The organism is Candidatus Eisenbacteria bacterium (assembly GCA_016235265.1).
Taxonomy (GTDB): Bacteria; Eisenbacteria; RBG-16-71-46; order RBG-16-71-46; family JACRLI01; genus JACRLI01.
In genome coordinates this window covers 461,305-481,642 of record JACRLI010000015.1, presented here as the reverse complement: position 1 = coordinate 481,642, position 20,338 = coordinate 461,305, and the positions used below count along the sequence as shown (strand labels likewise).

Annotated in this window: 17 protein-coding genes; 15 read left to right on the top strand and 2 right to left on the bottom strand. The window is 71.3% G+C overall.

What is annotated here, in order from left to right:
* Window positions 1-840: 840 nt before the first annotated feature.
* The gene (locus HZB25_10180) at window positions 841-2,217 is read right to left on the bottom strand and encodes a Glu/Leu/Phe/Val dehydrogenase (GenBank protein ID MBI5837602.1); all 1,377 of its coding nucleotides are present in this window, start codon (window positions 2,215-2,217) and stop codon (window positions 841-843) included.
* Window positions 2,218-2,416: 199 nt separating this feature from the next.
* Here HZB25_10180 and HZB25_10175 point away from each other — a divergent pair, with 199 nt between their 5' ends.
* The 13 genes from HZB25_10175 (at window position 2,417) to HZB25_10115 (ending at window position 16,780) form a co-directional block, all read left to right on the top strand.
* Window positions 2,417-3,661, top strand: coding sequence for a rhomboid family intramembrane serine protease (locus HZB25_10175; protein MBI5837601.1), 1,245 nt, complete (start codon window positions 2,417-2,419; stop codon window positions 3,659-3,661).
* A 209-nt stretch (window positions 3,662-3,870) separates the two neighbouring features.
* Entirely contained in the window at window positions 3,871-4,908 is a 1,038-nt protein-coding gene (locus HZB25_10170; protein MBI5837600.1) for a rod shape-determining protein, read from the top strand.
* A gap of 107 nt (window positions 4,909-5,015) precedes the next feature.
* Window positions 5,016-5,870: a rod shape-determining protein MreC gene (gene mreC / locus HZB25_10165; GenBank protein ID MBI5837599.1), complete on the top strand. Its 855-nt coding sequence runs from the start codon at window positions 5,016-5,018 to the stop codon at window positions 5,868-5,870.
* Window positions 5,867-6,370, top strand: a complete 504-nt coding sequence (gene mreD, locus HZB25_10160) for a rod shape-determining protein MreD (protein MBI5837598.1) — start codon at window positions 5,867-5,869, stop codon at window positions 6,368-6,370. The genes mreC and mreD overlap by 4 nt, the downstream gene beginning before the upstream one ends.
* Before the next feature lies 1 nt (window position 6,371).
* Window positions 6,372-8,282 (top strand): penicillin-binding protein 2, encoded by a 1,911-nt coding sequence (gene mrdA, locus HZB25_10155; protein MBI5837597.1) that lies wholly within the window; start codon window positions 6,372-6,374, stop codon window positions 8,280-8,282.
* The gene (rodA, locus tag HZB25_10150; GenBank protein ID MBI5837596.1) at window positions 8,269-9,495 is read left to right on the top strand and encodes a rod shape-determining protein RodA; all 1,227 of its coding nucleotides are present in this window, start codon (window positions 8,269-8,271) and stop codon (window positions 9,493-9,495) included. Before mrdA ends, rodA begins: the two co-directional genes overlap by 14 nt.
* A gap of 18 nt (window positions 9,496-9,513) precedes the next feature.
* Complete coding sequence (gene lgt, locus HZB25_10145) at window positions 9,514-10,311, top strand: prolipoprotein diacylglyceryl transferase (protein ID MBI5837595.1); 798 nt, start codon at window positions 9,514-9,516, stop codon at window positions 10,309-10,311.
* Entirely contained in the window at window positions 10,298-11,293 is a 996-nt protein-coding gene (locus HZB25_10140) for a shikimate dehydrogenase (protein MBI5837594.1), read from the top strand. Before lgt ends, HZB25_10140 begins: the two co-directional genes overlap by 14 nt.
* A gap of 58 nt (window positions 11,294-11,351) precedes the next feature.
* Entirely contained in the window at window positions 11,352-11,966 is a 615-nt protein-coding gene (locus HZB25_10135; GenBank protein MBI5837593.1) for a ComF family protein, read from the top strand.
* A 74-nt stretch (window positions 11,967-12,040) separates the two neighbouring features.
* Window positions 12,041-12,448 carry a YjbQ family protein gene (locus tag HZB25_10130; protein MBI5837592.1) on the top strand — a complete coding sequence of 136 codons (408 nt, stop codon included), beginning with the start codon at window positions 12,041-12,043 and terminating at the stop codon, window positions 12,446-12,448.
* On the top strand, window positions 12,445-13,866 hold the full coding sequence (locus tag HZB25_10125) for a replication-associated recombination protein A (protein ID MBI5837591.1): 1,422 nt from the start codon (window positions 12,445-12,447) through the stop codon (window positions 13,864-13,866). The genes HZB25_10130 and HZB25_10125 overlap by 4 nt, the downstream gene beginning before the upstream one ends.
* Before the next feature lie 60 nt (window positions 13,867-13,926).
* On the top strand, window positions 13,927-14,721 hold the full coding sequence (locus HZB25_10120) for an alpha/beta fold hydrolase (GenBank protein MBI5837590.1): 795 nt from the start codon (window positions 13,927-13,929) through the stop codon (window positions 14,719-14,721).
* Between the two features lie 121 nt (window positions 14,722-14,842).
* On the top strand, window positions 14,843-16,780 hold the full coding sequence (locus tag HZB25_10115) for an ABC-F family ATP-binding cassette domain-containing protein (GenBank protein MBI5837589.1): 1,938 nt from the start codon (window positions 14,843-14,845) through the stop codon (window positions 16,778-16,780).
* A gap of 76 nt (window positions 16,781-16,856) precedes the next feature.
* Here HZB25_10115 and HZB25_10110 read toward each other — a convergent pair whose 3' ends face one another.
* Entirely contained in the window at window positions 16,857-17,822 is a 966-nt protein-coding gene (locus HZB25_10110) for a serine/threonine protein kinase (protein ID MBI5837588.1), read from the bottom strand.
* 409 nt (window positions 17,823-18,231) lie between these two features.
* On the opposite strand from HZB25_10110, the gene HZB25_10105 reads away from it, so the two are divergent.
* Entirely contained in the window at window positions 18,232-19,020 is a 789-nt protein-coding gene (locus tag HZB25_10105; GenBank protein ID MBI5837587.1) for a hypothetical protein, read from the top strand.
* A gap of 402 nt (window positions 19,021-19,422) precedes the next feature.
* Window positions 19,423-20,247: a hypothetical protein gene (locus tag HZB25_10100; protein MBI5837586.1), complete on the top strand. Its 825-nt coding sequence runs from the start codon at window positions 19,423-19,425 to the stop codon at window positions 20,245-20,247.
* The last annotated feature ends 91 nt before the right edge of the window (window positions 20,248-20,338 follow it).

The window sequence follows — 20,338 nt, the reverse complement described above, 5'->3', positions numbered from 1 at the left end:
GCAGGGCGCCGTGGCCTCCGCCGAGGCATCCGGAGCGGCAACCGCCGGGATCTCCGAGGCGGCAACCAGCACTGCGCCGGGCGCCTCGCCCTGCCCGGGAGCCGGTGCGACATCCATCAGTTGTTGGTGTTCCACCCGTTCCGGAACGGATACGAGATTCTGCATGGATAGCAACGCTCCTGGGAAACCCTGCGAATCCGGCGTGGGAAAGCGCGCACCAAGCAGGCGCTGGACTTCCTTCTTGCTTCGACCGGCGGCCTCCTCGATCAATACCCTCACATTCCCGGACTCGAGGTAGGGAACGAGAAGGACCAGGCCGCTCAGATGAAGTCTGCCATCCTCCAGGGCCTCCAGCAGCGCCGGGAACCGTCGCGCCGCTCGCGCCGACTTGATCCGCAGGCAGCACGCCCGGTTTCGGCCTTCGCAGACTCGCGCCACATGCGCGGCAAGCCGCGACTCGAGCGCGATCTCTCGCAGGGCCCTTTCGCTTCCAGGAAAGCGGTCCCGCCTGTGTCAGGAGACATCGTGGGATGGACCGGCGGAGAATGCTCGTGGGGGAAGGAAGACCAGTCAAGGAAGAAACGACGGTGCGAGGGAGAGAATAACTCGAGCGCCCCCCCCGGCTGCAATCATGTTGTCACCGACCGAGCTACGTCTGCGCCTTCCCCCACGAGGGAGTGCGTGCTCGCGGCACAACTCTGCGTGTCAGCCTCCGCAGGAGACGGGTTAGAGAAGGCCCCGAGGGCAGTCGCCCCCGGGGCTTTCAGTGGAGAGGAGAGACGGGAATCCCGCGGCCTTGCGAAGCGGCTCCCAGGCCGACACAGCCCTCGAAACGCCTCCCTACGCGTACACCCCGCGCAACTTGATCACGTCCACCACGCGCTGGATCGCCAGGATGTAAGCCGCCACCCGCATCGTCACCCCGTGCTTGTCCCGCATCGCCACCACGTCGTCGAACGCCTGGTCCATGATCCGCTCCAGCCGCTCGTTCACCTCCGCCTCGGTCCAGTAGTAGCCCGCCCGGTTCTGCGCCCACTCGAAGTAGGACACCGTGACTCCGCCCGAATTGGCCAGGATGTCGGGGATCACCAGCACGCCCTTGGAGTTGAGGATCTTGTCCGCGTCGGGCGTGGTGGGTCCGTTGGCGCCCTCGGCCACGATGCGGGCCTTGATGCGCGCCGCGTTGGCGCCGGTGACCTGGTTCTCGAGCGCCGCCGGCACCAGCACTTCGCACTCCAGCTCCAGCAGCGCGGCCGGCGCGATGGACTTGCTGCCCGGGAAGCCCACCACCGAGCCGGTCTTCGCGGTGTGCGCGATAAGGGCCGGCACATCCAGGCCCTGCTCGTTGAGGATCGCGCCCTTGACGTCGCTGGCGGCGATCACCCGGCCACCCTCCTGGTGCAGCAGGCTGGCGGCCACCGAGCCCACGTTGCCGAAGCCCTGGACCACCACGCGGGCTCCCTCGAGGCTCAGGCCCAGCAGCTGCGCCGCGCGCCGCACCGTGAACAGTACCCCGCGCCCGGTGGCCTCGCGGCGTCCCAGCGAGCCGCCCAGCGTGAGCGGCTTGCCGGTCACCACGGCGGTTTCGGTGTGCCGGGCGTGCATGGAGTAGGTGTCCATGATCCAGGCCATCACTTGCTCGTTGGTGTTGACGTCCGGGGCGGGCACGTCGGTGTCGGGGCCGAAGACCTCGATCAGGTCGGCGGTGTAGCGCCGGGTGAGCCGTTCCAGCTCGCCCGCGGACAGCTTCGAGGGGTCCACGGCGATGCCGCCCTTGGCCCCGCCGAAGGGGATGTTCACCACCGCGCACTTCCAGGTCATCCACGCCGCCAGCGCCTGCACCTCGTCGATCGTGACGTCGGGGTGGAAGCGGATGCCGCCCTTGCCCGGGCCGCGCACGATGGAATGCTGCACCCGGTAGCCGGTGAAGACCTTGAACGAGCCGTCGTCCATGTGGATGGGCAGGTTCACGATCACGGCCTTGCGGAAGTTCTTGATCACGTGCAGCAGGCCGGGCTCGAGCTTCAAGGCCGCCGCGGCCTCATCGAATTGCTTCTGGGCGTTGGCGAGCGGGTTCAACTCCTTCTGGATCAGGGCACCTTCTTCCACGGCTCCTCCGTCGGATGGCGGGCTGGCAGGATTCCCCGGGCCCCGGCCGAGCGGGACCCCCCTGCGCACGCGAATTCGGCCCCCCCGCACGGAAGGGCCGTAAGACATTGCCGGAAAAAGAGAAGTTGCGGGTCGGGCCGGCCGATACCCCATCCGGGCATCCACTCCCGGCCGGGCCGGCGCCAGGGGGGCGCCGCGCCGTTCCCCATCCGGGCCCACGGCCCGGCGCAGGACCTGCACCCGGGGCACGCCCCGGGCCTTTCACACCAGCAGAATGACCCCCGGATTGTCCCCGGGGATGGGAGAGGTGTCAAGGGAACCCATGTACTTCCTCTACTACCTGCCCATCGGGACGGAAGTGCGGCTGAAGCGCGTGCCGTGGGTCACGCTGCTGCTCATCGCTCTCAACCTCGCCTGCTTCCTGGTCTTCCGCTACGACCCCAAGGGCTACGTGCTGATCAACGCGTGGGCGCTGGTGCCCAGCCAGCCCTCGCTGGTCAACGCCGTGATGGCGAACTTCCTCCACGCCAGCTGGATGCACCTCGCCGGCAACATGCTCTACCTGTGGCTGTTCGGTGCGCCGGTGGAGGACCGCACCGGACCGGTGCGCGCCCTGCTGGCCTTCCTGCTGTGTGGCGCGTTCTCCCTGCTGGCGCATGCGTGGTTCCTGCTCACCTTCACGCCCCAGTACCAGGCCGTGGGGGTGCTGGGCGCCTCGGGCGCGGTCTCGGGCATCACCGGCCTGTTCCTGGTGCGGTTCTACTATGTGCGGGTGCGCGTGGGCATCCCCGCGATGCTGCTGCTGCGCGGGGTGCGGCGCGGCTCGCAGGTGTTCCTGCCGGCGCTGGCCGCGGTGGCGATCTGGAGCGGCATCCAGCTGGTGTCCGCCATGATCGACCTGGTGCAGCGCCGCGCGACCACCGCCTACGCGGCGCACATCGCGGGCCTGGCGATGGGCATCGCCCTGGGCTACGGCTTCGGCCTGCACCGGGGCGCGCACGCGGAGCGGCTGCGCACCATGGCCGACCGCTGGTTCCGCGAGAGCGAGTGGTACCAGGCCATCGAGGGCTACGCGCGCTTCCTGGCGGTGGTCCCCGCCGACCTGGGCGCGCGCCTTCAGCTCGCGCGCGCCCACATGCTCACGCGCCAGGAGAGCGCGGCCGTGCGCGAGTACGCGCACGCGGTGCGCGCGGCGGTGGAGGCGAAGGACGCCCCGCAGCTGCGCGAGGCCTACCTCGAGATGCGCCACCTGCTGCCGCTGCAGGGCCTGCCGCCCTCGCTGCAGCGCGCGGTGGCCGGCACGCTCGAGGACACCGGCTACTTCTTCGAGGCCGCCGAGGCGTGGGAACGCTGCGGACGCCTGGAGCCGCAGGCCTCGCGCGCCGTGCCGGCGCTGTTCCGTGCCGCGCGGCTGGCGCAGGACCGCCTGGGCGACACGGCCCGCGCGCGCGACCTGTACGAGTCGGTGCTGGCGCGTTTCCCCGACAGCGACGCCGGCGACGTTGCGCGCGAGCGGCTGCGTCACATGGAAGGCTACGCCGAGGCGTCCTAGGGCGCGGCTCCGCCACTCTCCCAAATGCACTAACCCCCTGAAAACACAAGTGTTAACGCCGTGGGAGGCGCCCTTGTCTCCCCCCGTGGGGCGTGGTACAGTCCGACGGCGCGCACGGCACCCCCCCCGGCAACCCGAGAGCCGGAAGCGGCCCGCTCCGCGTTCCGCGGCCCGGGCTGCAGCCACCTTTTCCGACAAGGACTTCGGACATGTTCTTCGACCGGCTGATGGGCGTGGTTTCCAGCGATGTGGCCATCGACCTGGGCACGGCCAACACCCTCGTGTACGTGAAGGGCAAGGGCATCGTCCTGAACGAGCCCTCGGTGGTGGCGGTGGACAAGGTGACCGGCAGGGTGCTGGCAGTGGGCTCGGAGGCCAAGGCCATGCTGGGCCGCACCCCCGAGGGCATCACCGCCGTCCGCCCGCTCAAGGATGGCGTCATCGCCGACTTCGAGGTCACCGAGGACCTGCTCCGCGAGCTGATCAAGAAGGTGCAGCGCCGCCGCTTCCTGGTGCGTCCGCGCATCATCATCTGCGTCCCTTCCGGCATCACCGAGGTGGAGAAGCGCGCGGTGCGCGACAGCGCGCAGCACGCGGGCGCGCGCGAGGTGTTCCTGGTGGCCGAGCCGGTGGCCGCGGCGATCGGCGTGGGGCTGCCCGTGGACACCCCCACCGGCAACATGGTGATCGACATCGGGGGCGGCACCACCGAGATCGCGGTCATCGCCCTGAACGGCATCGTGAACGAGACCTCCATCCGCGTGGGCGGCGACGAGATGGACGACGCGATCGTCCAGTACGCCAAGAAGGTCCACAACCTGCTGATCGGGGACCAGACCGCCGAGCAGATCAAGATCCGCATCGGCTCCGCCTTCGAGCTGGAGGAGGAGCTGGAGATGGAGGTCAAGGGTCGTGATCTCATCGGCGGGATCCCCAAGACGGTCAAGATCACCAGCGAGGAGGTGCGCGAGGCGCTCGAGGAGCCCATCGCGCAGATCGAGGCCGCCCTGCGCCAGTCGCTGGAGAAGACCCCGCCCGAGCTGTCCGCCGACATCGTGGACCGAGGCATCGTGATGAGCGGTGGGGGGGCCATGCTGCGCGGGCTGGACAAGCGCATGCGCGAGGCCACCAACCTGCCCATCTACGTCGCGGACGATCCGCTCACCTGCGTGGTGCTGGGGACCGGCAAGGTGCTGGACAACCTCGAGCAGTATGAAAAGGTCATCATGAAGAGCGGGAAGGACTAGCCCCGCTCCGTCCCGTCCCGCGACGGCCGACGTCCCGCGGCCGCCGCCGCACTCTCCCCGTAGATCTCGTCGACAGCGACCCGCTTATGCCCGAACCCCGACACTCCATGGACCGCGTCGCGCTGGTGGTGTACGTGCCGCTGGCGCTGCTGGCGCTGGGCCTGTTCCTGATCCGCCCGGAGGCTCCCACCATGTGGGTCTCGCGGGCCGCGGCAGCGCTGTACCTGCCGTTCCGACTCGTGTCCACCACGACGCAGCAGCTGAGCTCGCTCCTGGTGGAGCGCGGGCAGCTGGCCACCGATTCCCAGGAGTTGCGCCGCGCCCGACGGCTGCTGCAGGAGCTGCGCGAGGAGAATCTCCTGCTGCGCGAGCAGGCCGGCTTCGCCCGCCGCGACACCCTGCACCTGCTGCCGGCATGGGTGCTGGCCAAGCTGGGCGACCGGCTGGGCACCCGCGTGCTGATCAACCGCGGGAACCAGGACGGCGTGCGCATGGGCAGCGCGGTCCTGAACCGCGGGGGGCTGGTGGGACGGGTGGACGCGCTGGAGGCGCACCTGGCGCGCGTGCGCCTGCTCACCCACCGGGCCAGCGCGGTGAGCGCGCGCGTGGAGCGCTCGCGCGTGGAGGGAGTGGTGGAGGGCGACCCGCTGGAGGGCCTGCGGTTGCGCTTCGTGCCTTCCTCGGCGGACGTCAGGGTGGGTGACGAGGTGGTCACCTCGGGCCTGGGCGGCGGGTTCCCCGAGGGACTGCGGGTGGGCCGGGTGCGCGCGCTGGGCCTGGAGCAGGGGGGGCTGCTGCGCCGGATTGACATCGAGCCCGCGGCCCCGCCCGAGCATCTCGAGGATGTCTTCGTGCTGGTCGCGCCGGACAGCTCGCGGGGCTGGGGCTACCTGTGGGCGCAGCCGAAACCGCCGGCCGACTCGCTGGCGGGCTCGGTGCGCGCGGACGGGCCCACGCCGTGAACGCGCTGTGGGCGGGCCTGCATGCGCTGTGGCTGTTCGCGGCGCTGGCCGGGGTGGGTTTCCTGCTGCAGACCGACGTGGCCTCCCGCATGAGCATCCTCGGCGCACGGCCCGACCTGGTGCTCGCCGCGGTGGTGCTGCTGGCGCGCCGCCGGGGCCCCCTGGCCGGCACCCTGGCCGGCTTCGCCGCGGGCCTGATGACGGACGGCCTCACGCCCGACCGCCTCGGGCTGCACGCGCTGCTGCTGGGCAGCGTGGGCTACTTCTTCGGCCACCTGCGGGTAAACCTGCTATGGGAGACCCCCGCCGCCGCGGCGCTGATCCTGTTCCTCGCGGGCCTGATGCACGAGCTGCTGCTGCGCGTGCTGCTCTCCGGCGGGCAGTGGGGTGCGGTGGGGGTGTCCTTCGTGGTGAACGGCGTGGCCACCGCCGCCTACACCGCGGCGCTGGTGCCGCTGGTGGCCTGGGCCGCCCCGCGCGTGGTGCGCGGGAAGGAGTGACGTGGGCAGCCCGCTGTCCTCCCACGGCGACCGCACCCCCCGGGCGCTGGTGCTGGGCGTGCTGCTGGTGGGCCTGGTGGGCGTGGCGTGGCTCCGCCTGGCGCAGCTGCAGCTGGGCCAGTTCGGGCAGTTCCGGGCCATGGCCGAGAACAACAGCATCCGCCTCAAGGTGGTGCCCGCGCCCCGCGGCGAGATCTTCGACTGCAAGGGCCGGCTGCTGGCTGACAGCCACGCGCTGTTCGCGGTCAGCGTGGACGTGCACCGCCCGGCGTTCGCGCGTCGACCCGCGCTGCTCCGGCTCACCCTGCTGCGCCTGGCCCCGCTCCTGAACCTGGCCGACTCCACCCTGCAGCGTATCGCGCTCACGCAATCGCGCGGCTCCATGCGCCCGGTGCGCGTGGCGGCCGATCTCGACCTGGCCACCCTGGCCCGCATCGAGGAACACCGCGACGAGCTGCCCGGGGTGGAGATCGAGACGCTGCCGGTGCGGCACTATCCCTGCGACACCCTGGCGGCCCACGTGCTGGGCTACAGCAGCGAGATCACCGAGCGCGAGCTGGCCGCCACCGGCGACGCCTACCTGCCCGGGGATCTCTACGGCCAGGCGGGCCTGGAGAACATGTACGAGAGCTGGCTGCGCGGGCGCGACGGCGAGAGCCTGGTGGAGGTGAATGCCCTGGGGCGCGTGGTGGGGGAGATGAAGGACCGCCCCGCGCGCGCGCCGGAGCGCGGCAAGTCGCTGTGGCTGACCCTGGACCTGGACCTGCAGCGGGCCGCCGAGGAGGCGCTCTCCCGGTGGCCGCGCGGCGCGGTGGTGGCGCTCGACCCGCGCACCGGGGCGATCCTGGCCATGGCCAGCCGGCCGGCCTTCGACCCCAACGAGTTCGCCCACGGCGTCACCGCCCGGCGCTGGCGGGAGATCGCGGAGGGCGCCGCCTTCCCGCTCCTGAACCGCGCCATGCAGTCGGCCTACCCGCCGGGCAGTACCTTCAAGCTGGTGACCGCCTCCGCGGGCCTGCGAGAGCGGCTGATCACGCCGGAGAGCCGGTTCCAGTCCTGCGGAGGCGCGTTCTCGCTCGGCAACGCGGTGTTCCACTGCTGGCAGCACAAGGGCCACGGTTCGCTGGGCCTCCATGACGCCATCGAACGCTCCTGCGACGTGTACTTCTACCAGGTGGGGTTGCGGCTGGGGGTGGAGCGCCTGATGCGGCAGGCGCAGGAGCTCGGCCTGGGAGTCAAGACCGGCGTGGACCTGCCCTCGGAGCAGAAGGGGCTGGTGCCCACGGAGAGCTGGTACCTCAAGCGCGCCCGGGCGCACGGGTCGAACCGCAGGCCCGGCAAGGGCGTGGCGGTGAACCTGTCCATCGGCCAGGGCGAGTTGCTGCTCACGCCGCTGCAGATCGCCATGCTGGCCGCGCAGGTGGGCACCGGCGGCCGGCGCGCGCGCCCCTACCTGGTGGAGACGGTGCGCGACATGGACGGTCGCGTGTGGATGCGCCACCACGCCGAGACCCGCGACGGCGTGCTGGGGCTGGACGCCGCCGGCGTGCAGCAGCTGCGCGACGCCATGGAGGCGGCGGTGGAGAATCCCTCCGGCACCGGGGGACGGGCCCGGGTGCCCGGCGTGCGGGTGGCCGGCAAGACCGGCACCGCGCAGAACCCGCACGGCGAGGACCACGCGGTGTTCATGGCCTACGCGCCCGCGGATGCGCCGCGCATCGCCATCGGCGTGGTGATCGAGAACGGGGGGCACGGGGCCAGCGCCGCCGCGCCGGTGGCGCAGCGGATCCTGGCGGCGATGTTCGCGCCGCAGACGCTGCTGCCGCGCGAGGGGGCGGCGCGCGATTCGTCCGGGACGGCGCGCCCGGCCCCGGCCGCGGCGGCCGTGGAGGACACCAGTGCCTCGGACTGAGCGCCCGCGCCTCATAACGGCCGACCCGCCGCTCTTCGCCGCCACGCTGGCGCTGCTGGCCGGAGGACTGCTGATGGTCTTCAGCGCCACCACCGGCGTCGAGGTGCACCGCGGGCTGTACCTGAAGCAGGGGGTCTTCGCGCTGGTCGCGCTGGCCGCGATGTTCGGGGCGGCGCGTGTGCCCACGCGCATCTACGAGGCTTTCGCCCCGGTGCTCTACACGGTTTCGATCGTGCTGCTGGCGGCCACGCTGGTGGTGGGACACGTGGGCATGGGCGCGCAGCGCTGGCTGGGAGTGGGCCCGTTCAAGTTCCAGCCCAGCGAGCTGGCCAAGATCACCACCGCGCTGCTGCTGGCGCGCTACCTGGCCGACCGCACCCGCGACGTGACGCGCGTGCGCACGCTCGCCGCGGTGGCCGCGCTCGCGGGCCTGCCGGCGGTGCTGGTGCTCAAGGAGCCCGACCTGGGCACCGCGCTGTCGTTTCCCGCGCTCACCGCGGCGATGCTGTTCTGGGCCGGGCTGCCGCCCGCCTACTTCCTGTTCCTGGCCCTGCCGCTGCTGGGGATGTTCTTCGCGTACTCCGCGGCGTGGGGGACCTTCCTGGGCGCCTGCCTGCTGGTGGTGCTCTACGCCACCCGGCCGCGCGCCAGCCTGGCGGCCACCGTGGTGCTGCTGTACCTGGCCGTGGCGGTGGTGGGACCGCGCGCGTGGACCCACCTGGAGGACTACCAGAAGGAGCGGGTGGTCAACTTCATCAACCCCGGCCACGACCCCACCGGCACGGGCTGGCAGCTGATGCAGTCGAAGATCGCGATCGGCTCCGGCGGGCCTCTGGGCCGCGGCTTCCTGAACGGCACGCAGAAGCGGCTGGCGTTCCTTCCCATGCAGCACACCGACTTCATCTACTCGGTGGTGGGCGAGGAGCTGGGCTTCTGGGGGGGGACGGCGGTGCTTCTGCTATACTGCGTCTGGCTCCTGCGGGGGCTCAAGATCGCGGCGCGCTCGCGCAACCGGTTCGCCGGACTGATGTGCGTGGGAATCGTGGGCGCGCTCTCGTATCACGTCCTGATCAACGTGTGGATGACGCTGGGGCTGGCGCCGGTCACGGGCCTGCCGCTGCCGCTGATGTCCTACGGCGGGTCCAGCCTGGTGATCACGCTCTCCGAAGTGGGGCTGCTCCTGGGAGCGGCCGCGCGCGAACGCGAGTTCTGACCCGGGAGTTTCGATCTCATGTTCCCCGATCTTCCCCCCCTGGGCCCCCTGCACCTGCACAGCTACGGCATCATGCTCGCCCTGGCCTTCTGGCTGGGCTCGGGCCTGCTGTGGCGCGTGTCGGCCCGGCGCGGCTGGGACGAGAACAACGTGGCCACCTTCTGCCTGGTGGTGCTGGTGGTGTCCGTGGCCGGCGCGCGCGTGTTCTTCGTCGCCACGCACTGGGGCGAGTACGCCGCCGACCCGTGGGGCGCGCTGCGCATCTGGGAAGGCGGGCTGACGCTCTACGGCGGCATCCTGGCCGCCATCCCCGCGGCGATCCTCTACTGCCGCCGGGCGCGGCTCCCGGTGTGGGAGGTGGGCGACGCGGTGGCCCCCGCGCTGGCCGTGGGAACGGCCGTGGGGCGCGCGGGCTGCTTCCTCAACGGGTGCTGCTTCGGCGTGCCCACCACGCTGCCGTGGGGCGTTCACTTCCCGGTGCACTCGTACGCGGCGTTGCAGTTCCCGGGCTACCCGGTGCATCCCTCCCAGGTGTACGCGGTGCTGGGGGAGCTGGCGGTGATCGGCGCGCTGTTCGCGGCCCGGCCGCTGCTGCGCCGGCCGGGGCAGTTGTGGTGGCTGTTCGTGATGCTGGACGCGGTGGCGCGCTACCTGGTGGACGTCACGCGCTACTACGAGCCGTCGGCGTTCCTGGGCCACGGGCTGACCGTGAGCCAGGCCATCAGCGTGGGTCTGTTCGTGCTGGGGCTGGCCATGTTCGCGTGGCTGGGCCGCGGGCCCGCGCGCGTGACGGGGGCCGCCGATGCCCGCCGTTGACGCCAGCACGGCGCTCTACGGGGTGGCCGGCTGGCCGCTGCGGGACACGCTCTCGCCGCGGCTGCACAACGCCGCGTTCACCGCGCTGGGGATCCCCGCGGTGTACGTGCCGTTGCGCGTGCGGCCGGAGCGCGGGGACGGGCTGATCGCGGCGCTGGAGACGCTGGGGATGAGCGGCGCCAACGTCACCGTGCCGCACAAGGAAGCCGCCTTTCGCGGGTGCGACCGGCTGAGCCCGGCCGCGCGGGCCGCGCGGTCGGTGAACACGCTGGTGCGCGCCGGCTCCGGGTGGACCGGGCACACCACCGACGGCGAGGGCCTCCTGGACGCGCTCGCGCGCGCCGCCCACGACCCGGCGTGCGGGCCGCTGGCGCTCCTGGGCGGTGGCGGCAGCGCGCGGAGTGCGGCGGTGGCGCTGCTGCGCCGGGGCGGGCTGCGCCTGAGGCTGATTACTCGCGACCCGCACGGGGTGGCGCGCGCGCTGGCGCATGCGGACGACGTGGGTGCGGGGAGCTCGCTGGAGATCCTGGCGCGCGGCTCGGAAGCCGCGGCGCGCGCGCTGCGCTCGGCGCGCACGGTGCTGAATGCCACCACCCTGGGCTCCGGCTCCGGGCGCGGCATGCCGTGCCCGCCCGCGTGGCTGCGCGCGGACGCGGTGGCGGTGGACTTCGTGTATGGCGCGCCGACCCCGTGGCGCACGGCGCTGCGGGCCCGGGGCATCACGGCGTTCTCCGGGCTGGGGATGCTGATCTGCCAGGCGGCGCGCTCGTTCAGGATCTGGACCGGGAAGGATCCCCTGGAGTGGATGCTGTGGGCGGGGGGGTGGGATCGTGAGATGGTCGAGTCCGGGGCGGGAGCGGGAACGGCCGGAAAGTCTCCGCCGGGCGGCCCCGCCCGGAGCGGTGCGAAATCGGCGCGCGCGCCTCGCCGCCTCCGCCGCATGGCGAAGCCTGTGGGCGGAACTCGGCGCGCTCGCCGCTGAGGCGCTGAGCCCGCCGGTCTGCGCGGGCTGCGCCGCCGAATCGGATCACCCCGGGGCGGTGTGCCCCGCGTGCCTGGCCGCGCTGGCCGACGACGGCGCCCGCTTCTGCCTGCGCTGCGGCGGGGCGCAGGAGGGCCGCCCCCGACACCTGCTGCAGGCCGCCTGTGCGCGCGCCGCGCACGAGGACTTCCGGGCCCGCTGCCTGTTCTGGATGCGCGCGCCCATGCCCGCGCTCATCCACCAGTTCAAGTACCGGGGCGTGACCCGGCTGGCGGAGACCTGGGGCCCGGCGCTGGGGCAGCTGCTGACGGGCGGCCTCGCCGTGGACCTGGTGCTGCCGGTGCCGCTGCACCCGGCCGCCGAGGCCCGGCGTGGGTACAACCAGGCCGCGCTCCTGGCCCGGCTTGCGGCGCGCGAGGCCGGACTCCCCTGCATCGAAGACGCCCTGGCGCGCGCGCGGCGCACGCCCACGCAGACACGCCTCGATCCGCTGGAGCGGCGCCGGAACCTCGCCGGGGCCTTCGAGGCCCGCAGGCCGGAGCTGCTGCGCGGCCGGCGGGTGGCGCTGGTGGACGACGTGGTCACCACCGGGGCCACGCTTTCGGCCGCGGTGGAAGCGCTGAAGTCCGCGGGGGCGGAGAAGGTGCGGTGCGTGGGGGTGGCGCGCGCCTGACGCGGTGGACGCAGGGCGCGCGGGACCTTCCCGCGCACGGCAAGGCGCGCCGTCACCCGGCTGGAGGCAAGGCCATGATCTTCGACACGCTGGGGGTGGAAACCTCCGCTCACACCCAGATGGTGGACCTCACCGGGCGGCTGCGCGCCTGGGCGGGGGAGCGGCGCCTGCGCGACGGCGTGCTCACGGTATTCTGCCCGCACACCACCGCCGGGATCACCATCAACGAGGGGTACGATCCGGACGTGGCCGACGACATGCTGCGCACATTCGCGCGCCTCGTCCCGCACCAAGGCGGGTACCGGCACGCCGAGGGCAATTCCGACGCCCACATCCTGTCCACCCTGGTGGGAGCCTCGGCGCGGGTGCCGGTGCGGGACGGCACGCTGGACTTAGGGCCCTGGCAGGCGGTCTTCTTCTGCGAGTTCGACGGCCCGCGCTCGCGCGAGTGCCGGCTGTGCTTCGAGGGGGAGGCCGGATGAGCGGGCAGGAGCCTCTGTTCGGCCCCGGCGTGGAGGGCGGTCCCGGCGGGGAAGGGGCGGCCGGCGGGCCGGGCGGGCCGGGTGGCGCGCGCGGCCGGCCGGGCGCGTCGGAGCACGCGCCGCTGGCCGACCGCATGCGCCCGCGCACCCTGGACGAGTTCGTGGGGCAGGAATCGGTGCTGGGCCCCGGGGCCCCGCTGCGCGAGGCGCTGCTGCAGGACCAGCCGCACAACATGATCTTCTGGGGCCCCCCGGGCACCGGCAAGACCACCCTGGCGCGCATCCTGGCCGAGCGCACCCGCAGTCGCTTCGAGGCCTACAGCGCGGTGACCTCCGGGGTGGCCGAGATACGTGCCGTGGTGAAGGCCGCCGCGGAGCGCATGCGCGCGAGCGGGCGCCCCACGGTGCTGTTCGTGGACGAGATCCACCGCTTCAACAAGGCCCAGCAGGATGCGTTCCTGCCGTGGGTGGAGAACGGCACGGTGGTGCTCATGGGCGCCACCACCGAGAACCCCTCCTTCGAGGTCAACTCGGCGCTCCTGAGCCGGGCGCGGGTGTACGTGCTGGAGCGGCTCTCGGAAGAGAACATCGTCGCCATCCTGGGGCGGGCCCTGGCCGACGCGGAGCGCGGGCTGGCACGCATGGAGCTGAAGGCCTCGCCGGAGGCGCTGCGCCACTTCGCCCGGGTGGCTGACGGCGACGCGCGGCGGGCGCTCAACGCGCTGGAGATCGCCGCCCGCCTGGCGGGTCACTGCGGCAGCGTGGACCTGGAGCTGGCCGAGCGCGCGCTGCAGCAGAAGTCCCTGCTCTACGACAAGGCCGGCGAGGAGCACTACAACCTCATTTCCGCGCTCCACAAGAGCCTGCGGGGCAGTGACCCGGACGCCGCGCTGTACTGGATGACGCGCATGCTGGTGAGCGGCGAGGAGCCGCTGTACGTGGCCCGCCGCCTGGTGCGATTCGCCTCCGAGGACGTGGGCCTGGCCGACCCCAACGCGCTGGCCGTGGCGCTCCACGCCATGGAGTCGTATCATTTCCTGGGCTCGCCGGAGGGCGAACTGGCGCTGGCCGAGGCGTGCCTGTACCTGGCCGTCGCACCCAAGAGCAACGCCGTGTACCAGGCGTGGCAGCGCGCGGAGAAGGCGGTGCGGGAGCTGCCGGGGGAACCGGTTCCGCACCACATCCGCAACGCGCCCACGCGGCTGATGAAGGACCTGGGCTACGGGCGCGACTACGAGTACTCGCACGAGTTCCCCGGGCACGTGAACGCGCAGAGCTACCTGCCGGAGGCGCTGGCGAACATCAGGTTGTACGAGCCCACCGACCAGGGGGTGGAGGCGCGGATCGCCGAGCGCCTGAAGCAGCTGGCCGCGCTCAAGGCCCGGCTGCGCGCCGCGCAACCCGGCGAGACGCCGTGACTTGCCGGTCCTGCCAACGCCGCGGGGCCCCGGCGCGTCCAAGGAGTGGAGGTGCACGACATGCTCACGAGACTCGGCGGTTTTCTCTGTATGACCGTGGTGGGACTGACTTTCGCGGTGGCACTGGCTTTCGCGGTGGGCCCGGCCTGCGCGGCGGGCGCGCCTGCGCGGGAGGCGGACGCTAAGATGCCGGGTCAGGCGGTCACCCTGGCCACGCCCGACGGCGTGGAACTCGCGGGCACCTGGTGGGCCGGCGAGGGCCGCGGTCCGGCGGTGCTGCTGCTGCACATGGTGGGCGGCCGGCGCGCCGACTGGCAGCCGGTGGCCGCCGAGCTTTCGACCGCGGGCTTCCGGGTGCTGGCGGTGGACTTCCGCGGCCACGGCGAGAGCCGCAAGCAGGGCAGCCGGCGGCTCGACTTCACCGACTTCACCACCCGCGAGTGGCGGCAGCTCACCGACGACGCCGCGGCGGCGCTGGCGTGGATGCGCGCGCGGCCCGAGGTGGACACCGCCTGCGTGGGCGTGGTGGGTGCCAGCATCGGCGCCAACAGCGCGCTGATCGCGGCGTCCAACGACCCGCGGGTGCGCACCGTGGTGCTGCTCTCGCCGGGGCTCGACTACCACGGCCTGCGCACCGAGCGGGCCATGGAGAAGTACGGCACGCGCCCGATCTTTCTGCTGGCCAGCGCCGACGACGAGGCCTCCGCTGCCGCGGTGAAGCGGCTGGGCTCGCTGGCCCGCGGGCGCAACGCGGTGAAGGTCTTCCAGGCGGCCGGGCACGGCACCGACATGTTCCGGGCCGAGCCCACGCTGCCGGCGCTGGTGAGGGGCTGGCTCGCGGAGCAACTTAGGTAGGTCAGGCATGAATGCCTGACCTGAGAGCCGGGCATCCCTGGTAACCCTGTCCGAAGTGCACAACCGTAGCTGCCGGAGCGCCCGGGACCACCGGGCGCTCCGCGCGTGAAGGCCCCGACCCATGTCCCTGCTCCGCGCCCAGTCCATCGCGCATCACTACTCCGGCACCTACGTGCTGCAGGACGTGCAGTGGCAGATCGGCCCCGGCACCCGCTGGGCGCTGGTCGGCCGCAACGGCGCGGGCAAGACCACGCTGCTGCGCATCCTGGCCGGCGAGCTGCAGCCCTCCGAGGGCACCGTGTGGCGCCGCCCGGGACTGCGCGTGGCGGTGCACCACCAGATGGACCAGGACCTGGATCCCGGCCTGAGCGCGCGAGAGGCGGTGGCCGCCGGGCTGGAGTCGCTGGCCGAACTGGAGGCGGAGCGCGAGGAGCTGCACCGTCTCCTGACCACGCTCACCCCCGACGGGGACGACGCCCACGAGGTCCTGGAGCGCCTCGGCCACGTGGAGGAGCGCTACCGCCACGAGGGCGGCTACACCATCGAGTCGCGGGTGGAGCGCGCGCTGGCCGAGATCGGCCTGCCCGAGTCGAGCTGGACGCTTCCCGTGGGGGCGCTCTCCGGCGGGCAGCGGACGCGCCTGCGGCTGGCGCGTCTGTGGCTGGGGGATCCCGAGCTGCTGCTGTTGGACGAGCCCACCAACCACCTGGACCTCGAGACCACCGAGTGGCTGGAGGAGCGCCTGCAGCAGTTCGACGGGGCCATCGTGCTGATCGCGCACGACCGCGCCTTCCTGGACGCGCTGGTGGACCGCGTGGCGGAGGTGGAGTCCGGCGGCGTCACGTTCTGGCAGGGCGACTACACCGAGTACCGCGAGCAGAAGGCCGTGGCGCAGCAGCAGGCGGCGCGGGCCTACACGCTCGAGAAGCGGGACCGGGAGCGAATCGAGGACTTCATCCGTAGGAACATCTACGGGCAGAAGACCAAGCAGGCCCAGTCCCGCCGCAAGCAGCTGGCGCGCCGCCAGGCGCTGGTGCGCCCGGAAACGGAGAAGGATGCCGCCGACCTGCGCTTCTTCGAGGCCTCCGGGACAGGCGAGCAGGTGCTGGTGGTGCGCGGCCTCACCCGGCGCTTCGACGACAACGTGGTCCTGGACCGCGTGGACCTGCGCGTGACGCGGGGGCGCAAGATCGGCATCGTGGGGCCCAACGGCTCGGGCAAGTCCACCTTGCTTCGCACGCTGGCGCGCAGCGAGCCGCCGGAGGCGGGGGAGATCGTGCTGGGCAGCCGCGTGAAGCCCGGCTACTACGACCAGCGGCACGAGCAGCTCTCCTCGCACAACAGCGTGCTGGACGAGGTGTGGAGCGTGCTGCCGCTGGAGAGCCAGGAGACCATGCGCACCTTCCTGGGCCGGTTCGACTTTCGCGGCGACGAGGTCTTCCGCCCGGTCTCCACGCTCTCGGGCGGGGAGAAGAGCCGCCTGGCGCTGGCCCGCCTGATCCTGACCGGCGCCAACGTGCTGATGCTGGACGAGCCCACCAACCACCTGGACCTCGGCCCCCAGGAGTCCCTCGCCCGCGCGCTCGCCCGCTTCAGCGGCACGCTGCTGCTGGCCAGCCACGACCGGTACCTGCTGGACCAGGTGGCCGACACGCTGTGGGTGGTGGGGGACGGGCGCGTGGAAGTGTTCGACGGCGCCTACTCGGAGTGGCGGGAGAAGCGCGAGGCGCGCCGGGCGGAGGCGGAGAAGGCGACGGCCGCCGCGTCCGAGCGGGCGGCACGCCGGGCCGCCGCGGATACTTCCCGCGACCAGGCGCCGGGCGCCGAGCGCCGTCGCGCCGCGGCCCTGGAGCGGCAGCACAAGCGGGACCTCGAGAAGCTGGAGGAGAAGATCGCCCAGTTGGAGCGCCGCCGCGCCGCGCTGACCGAGGAGATGGCCGACCCCGCAAACGCCATGAACTGGGCCAAGCTGGCGCAGCTGCAGGCGGTCGCCGGAGAGCAGGACACCGAGCTGGCGCGGCTTTTCTCGGAGTGGGAGCGACTGGGTTCGGAAGGGTAGCCGGCCGCCGCGAGTCCGGCGCAGGTCGGCGCGCGGCAGCATCCTCGCACGCCGCGGCACTTCGAGACTTCCCCCGCTACTCCAGCCCCAGGATCACACTCAACTGCTCCATCAGATCCTGCGTCTCCTGCTGCCAGTACCTGACCGTGCCGAAGTGCGGGAACACCCGCTTGAAGGCGGCGTCCTCCCAGCGGCGCGCGATCCAGGCGCTGTAGTGGATGATGCGCAGCGCGCGCAGCGGTTCCGCGAGCACGAGCGTGTCGCGGTCGAACTCCCGCAGCGCCTCGTAGCCTTCCAGCAGCGCCTTGCGCTGCGCCAGCCCCTCCGCGTCGCGCCCCGGCGCCAGCAGCCATACGTCCTGCACCGGCGGACCGTTGAGCATGTCGTCGAAGTCCACGAAGAAGAAGTCGCGCCCGTCCCACAGGAGGTTGCCGCGGTGGCAATCCCCGTGGATGCGCTGCTCTGCAATCCCCTCGAACAGCGGCTGGATGGCGTCGAGGATGCGGTTGGCGGTGTCGCGGTAGCGGGGCCAGGCACTCTCCGGCACCAGCTTGTTGGCCTCCAGGAACGTCAGGTTCTGCCGCCCGTAGGTGTCGGGGTTCACGCGCATGCGGTGGGGCGCTCCGCGGCGGGCGCCCACGTTGTGCAGCTGGGCCAGCAGCGCGCCCAGGCTGCGGAGGTCGGCCTCGCTGGGCTCCTCCACCATCCGTCCCCGCACCCTCGGCCACAGGGCGAACAGGATGCCGTCGCGCTCTCCCAGCGTGCGCCCGTCGGCCAGCGGCAGGGGGGCGGGCGTGGGCACGCCCTCGGCGGCCAGGTCGGCCAGGAAGGCGTGCTCGTCCAGGATGGCCTCGGCCGTCCAGCGGCCCGGCCGGTAGAACTTGGCCACCACGCGCTCGCCGTCCTCCAGCTCCACGTCGTAGACCCGGTTTTCCATGCTGTTGAGGGCCACCACCCGGCCGGTGGCCCGGCGGCCGTAGACTTCCACGGCGTCGAGGATGCCTTCGGGGGTGAGGTTGAGGAAGGTCTCGGTCAGGGACATGGCGGGGAGTGTACACGAAACGCCTGAGGGGTGCGGGGCGGGTGGCGGGGGAGCTTTCGGAGCGCGTGGCCACTCATGCGATGGTTTGAAGTACCAGGAACTCAGCGGGTCTCTGGCCAGCAGAGCTGCCGGGCGCGACCTTCGCTCGAGGTTCGGGCAGCCTGCCGCCGGGCAGGTCTGGCCCAAGCTAGGCTGGACTTCGTGGGGGCGGAGCCCCTGTATTTGCGCCTGCCCACTCATTACTGGGGGGGGGTACTCTCTCGGGAGACCCGCGAGATATCGAGCAGCGGGTTGATTGAGGGGGCAGCGTGTGCGCCTCTGGAATGCAGCGTGGCGGCGAACTGCGGGCTCAGCGGAGCCATCGGGTCGCCGCTTCTTGCTTTTCCGCATGGGAAACGGAAGGAGTATCATGAAAGCCAGAGTGTTCGCCACGGCCGCAGCGGCGCTCGTTCTGGTACTTGGTGTCCGAGACGCGATGGCCGGGCAGAACGCGGGAGCGACCGCGAGGATGTACTGGCAAGTGGGAACGGGCCAGGGGGACACCGCCCGAAACTCCACCGCCGCCACGGTGCAGTTGGTCGTGACCGTGAAGGGTGTAAAGTATGTCCGCGGTGCCGATGTTCAGCTCACGGTGCAGGGCTGCTCGGGCTTCCTACCGCCCGCCTGGCAGTTCCAGGGAGGCGGTTGCGCCGAGGCCGCCGTGGACTTCCGGCGGGGCGGATTTGGCGGCACGAATTACCCGAACTTGTTCACGTCCGGCAGCGCTGTGCCAAGTCTTGCGCAGACGCAGGGCGGGATGTACTACCAATTCGCCGAGAACCCCTGCATCGCCCCGGATAGCACCGCCACTGTCTGGCTTTCTTGTGCGGGGGCTGCGGGCGTCGCGCGGGACTGCACGAGGGAGTACGCGGTTCTTGCATTCAGCCTGGATCTCAGCGGCGCATCCACCGGCGGGTGCCAGGGGGACCTCGCGGACTCAAGCGGACCGCTCGGTTTCCTGATTGCCGCGAACCACCATATCCCGTGCGGCTTCCCCCCGACCGGTGCCTATGTCGTGCTCGTGGACACAAACGCGGAGAAGGACTGCGTTCCGATTGAAGCGGGGAACGATTCACTGATGTGGGAGTGCGCCGGGTCAATTACCCCCAACCTCTCCGCGGTTTCGCCGATACGGCTCTTCCCAAACCAGACAGCGTGATTGACTCTCCGAGGTAGCGCGCTTGCGGACCCGCGGCTGGTTGCCTTGACCAATCGGGAAGCTGGGATAGCGCTCATTGCGGATTCCCTCTCGTCCAGCCAGCCAACGTCCCTGCAGGCGAGTTTCACGGTGCCCTCGTCAGTCCGGGGCCCTCTGGACGTGCAGATTAGGACCGCCAACGGATCAGATTCACTGCCGTCAGCCGTGAGGGTGACGGACCCGCCCATCCCTGGGATCGTCGTCGATGGCGTTCCCCTCCAGTTGGATCCAGTCCCCGCTCGCTTGGAAGTCAGCGGTGGCGAAGCCCCGAGAGTCTATACTCCGGGATGCACACACTATTCCGCATGCGCCCTTCGCCGCCCACCGAGTGTGCGGCGCTTCCACAACAAGCATGGGCAGCTGGTGGACGTGCCCCCATTTCGCGGCAACTTCATCGCGCGCGGCCAAGTCATGTACTGCTTTGTTAATAGCCCTGGCTGCAACCCGTATCTGGACCCCGATTGTGCCGTCAAGAACGTGCCGGTTGCACTCGAAGTCTACCCGGTTGAGCTCTCAGGGAGCCACTACCACGCCGCAGACAACACCCGACCCACCGGTTTTCCGGCCCGGGGGCAAACCTACTACGGAAATACTGGCAGCGACGGCTGCCAGGTCGTTGTTACGCATGAATGGCCGGAGGTCTGTGGCAAACTGAATATTCTCTTCCGCTGCACTGCGGACACTTGCGCGCACGCCTGCGACCGCGACACGCTGGCGGTCCTCTGCATCATGGACACCCTGGGCAATGCGGCCGCCAATGGTCTCACGCTTCTGCCCGACGACACGACGCTCTACCTAAAGAACAACACCGGACAGGACCAGCAGGTCAGGCACCCATATCATCTCTATGGTACCCCGGAGATGATTGATTCCATTCGCGCGGCGGCGATCGAGATCAGGGCCAAGTTCCCCAGGAACCCTCACCTTCTGGTCGTCAACGACATCAGTCTGCCATGGGGTGGGATGTTCGATCTTGTGGACGCCACTCACAGCAGGCCGCCAGACTGGACCCCACCACATGGAGGACACCGGTTTGGCATTGAGGCTGATTTCCGGGACTGGAACATGGGCAACCGAATCGGGCTTCGCGACTCAGTCAGGAGCATCATGAGGCGTCACGGACTCATTCCTAACACAGAGACAGGGCATATTCACGTGACGCTCAGGTCGTTGTCACACAACCACTAGGGGGATGCTCATGCGAATGATTGACTTGTCCCTGGCTCGGCAGAGCGCAGTCCTAGTGGGCCTTGTAATCACCGCGCTGTTGACGGCGCCG

Excerpts from the sequence above, each read along its gene's own strand:
- HZB25_10180 (MBI5837602.1), bottom strand. The coding sequence starts at position 2,217 with ATGTCTTACGGCCCTTCCGTGCGGGGGGGCCGAATTCGCGTGCGCAGG.
- HZB25_10125 (MBI5837591.1), top strand. The coding sequence starts at position 12,445 with ATGAGCGGGCAGGAGCCTCTGTTCGGCCCCGGCGTGGAGGGCGGTCCC.
- HZB25_10105 (MBI5837587.1), top strand. The coding sequence starts at position 18,232 with ATGAAAGCCAGAGTGTTCGCCACGGCCGCAGCGGCGCTCGTTCTGGTA.
- HZB25_10130 (MBI5837592.1), top strand. The coding sequence starts at position 12,041 with ATGATCTTCGACACGCTGGGGGTGGAAACCTCCGCTCACACCCAGATG.
- HZB25_10110 (MBI5837588.1), bottom strand. The coding sequence starts at position 17,822 with ATGTCCCTGACCGAGACCTTCCTCAACCTCACCCCCGAAGGCATCCTC.
- lgt (MBI5837595.1), top strand. The coding sequence starts at position 9,514 with ATGTTCCCCGATCTTCCCCCCCTGGGCCCCCTGCACCTGCACAGCTAC.
- HZB25_10120 (MBI5837590.1), top strand. The coding sequence starts at position 13,927 with ATGCTCACGAGACTCGGCGGTTTTCTCTGTATGACCGTGGTGGGACTG.
- HZB25_10170 (MBI5837600.1), top strand. The coding sequence starts at position 3,871 with ATGTTCTTCGACCGGCTGATGGGCGTGGTTTCCAGCGATGTGGCCATC.
- HZB25_10115 (MBI5837589.1), top strand. The coding sequence starts at position 14,843 with ATGTCCCTGCTCCGCGCCCAGTCCATCGCGCATCACTACTCCGGCACC.
- HZB25_10140 (MBI5837594.1), top strand. The coding sequence starts at position 10,298 with ATGCCCGCCGTTGACGCCAGCACGGCGCTCTACGGGGTGGCCGGCTGG.
- mreC (MBI5837599.1), top strand. The coding sequence starts at position 5,016 with ATGGACCGCGTCGCGCTGGTGGTGTACGTGCCGCTGGCGCTGCTGGCG.